A 3903-nucleotide genomic window follows, 5' to 3' on the forward strand; every position below is an offset into this window, starting at 1 on the left:
ATCTAATATAGGATAAATTCCTTAATATTGGAATAATTACGGATATGCAATTAATTAGTTAAAATGTTGAAAAAAAATGATGTGTTGACTAAAATTACTTAATAAATATAAAAATTCAAAATAGTGCTAATCAATAATCTAGATTTAAACCTTTAGATCCTGTCTCGTGTGCGAAAATTATTTCTTCAAATTCTTCATCGTGTTACCGCAAAGTAATTTATTTGGTTATGCCTTCTTTATAAACTTTTAAAGCCCGTTCGCGGGCTTCTTTATGGTCTACCATTTTATGGGGATAGGCATCGGTGTCATATTCTTCAACCCATTCTTTGATATATTTTTTATCCTTATCAAATTTATCTATTTGTGTAGTTGGGTTAAAAATCCTAAAATATGGAGCAGCGTCAACCCCGCTTCCCGCCACCCATTGCCAGTTACCAACATTAGAGGACATTTCGTAATCCAACAGTTTTTCGGCAAAATAAGCTTCCCCCCAACGCCAGTCTATAAGTAAATGTTTACATAGAAAACTTCCAACCAACATTCTAACCCTGTTATGCATAAACCCCGTTTTATTTAGCTGTCGCATTCCGGCATCCACTAAGGGATAGCCCGTTTTTCCAGCTTTCCATTTTTCAAAATCCTTTTCATTATTACGCCATTCAATGCGGTCATATTTCTTTTTAAAAGATTCAGTTACTGTATTGGGGTGATGATATAATACCTGCATAAAAAACTCTCGCCAAATCAATTCATCAAGAAAAGTTTTATTGTTTTCGGCGTTGGCTTTTTTTATCATTTTTCTAATGCCAACAGTTCCAAATCTAAGATGAGCTCCTAATTTTGAGGTACTATCCTTAGCTGGTATATTCCTGGTGTTTTCGTATTGCTGAATTAGCGTAGGGGTAACATCATAATCTGGCACTTTAATTCCTGAAGTTTTAAAGCCTAGCTCACTTAATTTTAAATTTGGCAATCTGGTATTTTGAATAAGATTATCTAAATATTGACTGGTATAATGAATTTTTAGGTCCAGAGATTTAAAATGCTCTTTCCAAACTTTCATATAGGGCGTATATACCACATAAGGATCGCCATCTTTTTTAAGCACTTCATCTTTTTCAAAAATCACCTGGTCTTTGAAAGTGTGAAATTCAATATTATTTTCAGAAAGTAACTCGGCTATTTCCTTATCCCTTTTAGTTGCGTATGGTTCATAATCATGATTAGTGAATACTTCTGCGATTTTATATTCTTTAATTAAATCCTGAAAAACTTCCTCTGGTTTGCCGTGATACATCGCTATAGAGCTACTATAGTCATCTTGCAGTTCTTTTCGCATTTGCTGAAGCCGTTCGTGTATAAAAGTTACCCGCGCATCGTTCTTAGGTAATCTATCCAGAATTTCGGTATCAAAAATAAAAATCGGTAATACCGGTTTATCAGTTTTTAAAGCTTCAAGAAGACCTACATTATCATCTAATCTTAAATCACGTCTAAACCAAAAAATATTCACTTCTTTACTCATTTATGAAATATTTAGAGTTGAAAGTCCACCATCTACGCCAATAACCTGTCCGGTAATCCAGCTGTTTTCTTCACTTAACAAGAAAGTAGCCGCGTTAGCAATATCTCTAGTATTTCCTACTCTTTTAAGAGGATGCCTTTCACTCATTTTCTCCTTCTTAGAATCGTTGGACAATAATTTGTTAGCCAAGGGGGTATCTGTTAAACTAGGAGCAATTACATTTACACGTAGCGTAGGTGCATACTCAGCTGCCAAAGATTTGGCAAAACCTTCAATAGCGCCTTTGGCCGCTGCCACGCTTGTGTGGAAAGGCATTCCTACCTTAACCGCCACGGTGCTAAAAAATACTAAACTTGCATTTTCGGCTTCTTTTAATTTCGGCATTACTCCCTGAACCACTTTTACCAAACTTAAAAAATTAAGATTCATCTCTTCCTCAAAATCTTTGTGTTTAAGCATTTTAAACGGCTTCAGGTTAATGCTTCCAGGGCAATATACCAGTCCGTGTATCTTCTGAGGCAATTCCAGATCTTCAATATTGTCTTTTAAAACATCAAATTCTAGATGTTCAATATCATCGTTTAATTCACCTTTATTTCTAGATGCGACAATTATATTACTTTCTTTAACTAATTGATTAGCAATTTCCAGTCCGATTCCGGTAGAACCGCCAACAAGTAAAATATTTTTTTTCATAATTATTTAATTTAGAATATCGTGTTTAAGTGTAGTTTTTTCAGTCCTGGGCTCACTATAATGACCAAAAAGTTCTATAAGCCTTTTTTGTCTGTATTCAAAAATCTCCTTCAGTTTAGGAGCTACAAGAATGGGATGAGCCAACTGTCCAAAAAATCCCAACGGTAATTTGTAATCTACAATATCTTCCATTTCCACACCACCGGGTATCTCCTTTAAAAAATGTTTATGGTGCCATAATGCATAAGGGCCAAACCGTTGTTCATCTACAAAATATTCTTTGTCTTTAACGTGGGTGATTTCGGTTACCCACTTAGTTTTAATTCCGGCCACTGGTGTTACAATATATTGAATTATTTGCCCGGGATACATTGGGCGGTCGGCTCCAGAAATAATATTAAACCCCATATAATCTGGAGTGATTTTTTTTAAATTTCCGGGATTTGAAAGGAATTCCCATGCCTTTTCCAGGCTAATTGGAAGTTTTTGTACCGATTTCTTGGTGTAAATTTTCATACTCACTGTATTTGAACGTAAAATTAAGTTTAGTTTTGTTTAAAATAAAATATTTATAGTTAAACAAAATATAAATGAAGTTGCTTGCTTTTTGAATTGGTAATCAATTTCTGGGTATATTTGGTCAAACTAAAACAAACTAAACAATGAAAAGATTATTTCTATTTTTATGCACGGCAGGTATTATGAGTGCGACACAAGCTCAGATACAGACGCCTCAACCCAGCCCTTTTACTAAAGTTGAACAAAAAGTTGGACTTACCGATGTTAGTCTAGAGTATTCACGTCCCGGCATGAGAGACCGTGAAATTTTTGGAAATTTGGTGCCTTATGGCCAGGTATGGCGTACCGGTGCCAACGAGAATACCAAGATTACCTTTAGTGATGATGTTACTATTCAAGGCGAAGAATTAAAGGCGGGAACTTACGCGATTTATACAATTCCAAAAGAAGACGAGTGGGAAGTGATGTTTTATAACGATGCTTCTAACTGGGGAAATCCTGCGGAATGGAACGAGGAGAAAGTAGCCTTAAAAGCAACTGCTGAAGTGATGGAACTTCCGTTTGAAATGGAAACTTTTACTATTATGGTAGACGATCTTAAGAATGACTCTGCAGCACTTAATTTTATTTGGGCAAATACAGTGGCGAGCTTAAGATTTGAGGTGCCTACCGAAGAAAAAGCAATGGCTAGTATTGAAAAGGTAATGAATGGTCCTGGTGCCAATGATTATTTTGCTGCAGCAACTTATTATCACGATGCTAATAAGGATTTGGATAAAGCTTACAAATGGGTTAATAAATCTCTGGAAATGGGGAATCCAAATGCATTCTGGATCTTAAGGAGAAAATCGCTTATAGCAGCCGATCTTGGTAAAAAAGAAGAAGCAATTGCAGCGGCCAAAAAGTCTTTAGCCGAAGCTGAAAAAGCTGGAAACCAGGATTACGTAAAAATGAACAAAGATTCCCTTAAAGAATGGGGAGCTATGTAAATTGAATTTTTACAATAAGAAAAGGCTGTTTTAGAAGTCTGAATAACGTCATCCTGAATTTATTTCAGGATCTAACATGTTAATTGGTCTCAAAATAGGGATTTAAACCCTGCAATTTTATTGCAGAACTTTAGTATTGCGAAAAAATCCATATTTTCGGACTATGAGTTATCA

General features: G+C 35.3%; 4 protein-coding genes. 1 reads left to right on the plus strand and 3 read right to left on the minus strand.

Annotated features, from left to right (window positions below):
* Positions 1 to 217: 217 nt before the first annotated feature.
* Genes B5X51_RS15750 through B5X51_RS15760 form a run of 3 tightly spaced genes read right to left on the minus strand, consistent with a single transcriptional unit; the run spans position 218 to position 2737 of the window.
* Entirely contained in the window at positions 218 to 1525 is a 1308-nt protein-coding gene (locus tag B5X51_RS15750) for a cryptochrome/photolyase family protein (protein ID WP_079722150.1), read from the minus strand.
* Positions 1526 to 2221 (minus strand): SDR family NAD(P)-dependent oxidoreductase, encoded by a 696-nt coding sequence (locus B5X51_RS15755; protein ID WP_079722151.1) that lies wholly within the window; start codon positions 2219 to 2221, stop codon positions 1526 to 1528.
* Positions 2222 to 2227: 6 nt separating this feature from the next.
* On the minus strand, positions 2228 to 2737 hold the full coding sequence (locus B5X51_RS15760) for an SRPBCC family protein (protein ID WP_079722152.1): 510 nt from the start codon (positions 2735 to 2737) through the stop codon (positions 2228 to 2230).
* Positions 2738 to 2883: 146 nt separating this feature from the next.
* Between B5X51_RS15760 and B5X51_RS15765 the strand changes: the two genes are divergently transcribed.
* Positions 2884 to 3729: a DUF2911 domain-containing protein gene (locus B5X51_RS15765; protein WP_079722153.1), complete on the plus strand. Its 846-nt coding sequence runs from the start codon at positions 2884 to 2886 to the stop codon at positions 3727 to 3729.
* Positions 3730 to 3903 lie beyond the last annotated feature (174 nt).

Source organism: Salegentibacter holothuriorum, assembly GCF_900168045.1.
In the GTDB taxonomy this organism is placed as follows: domain Bacteria; phylum Bacteroidota; class Bacteroidia; order Flavobacteriales; family Flavobacteriaceae; genus Salegentibacter; species Salegentibacter holothuriorum.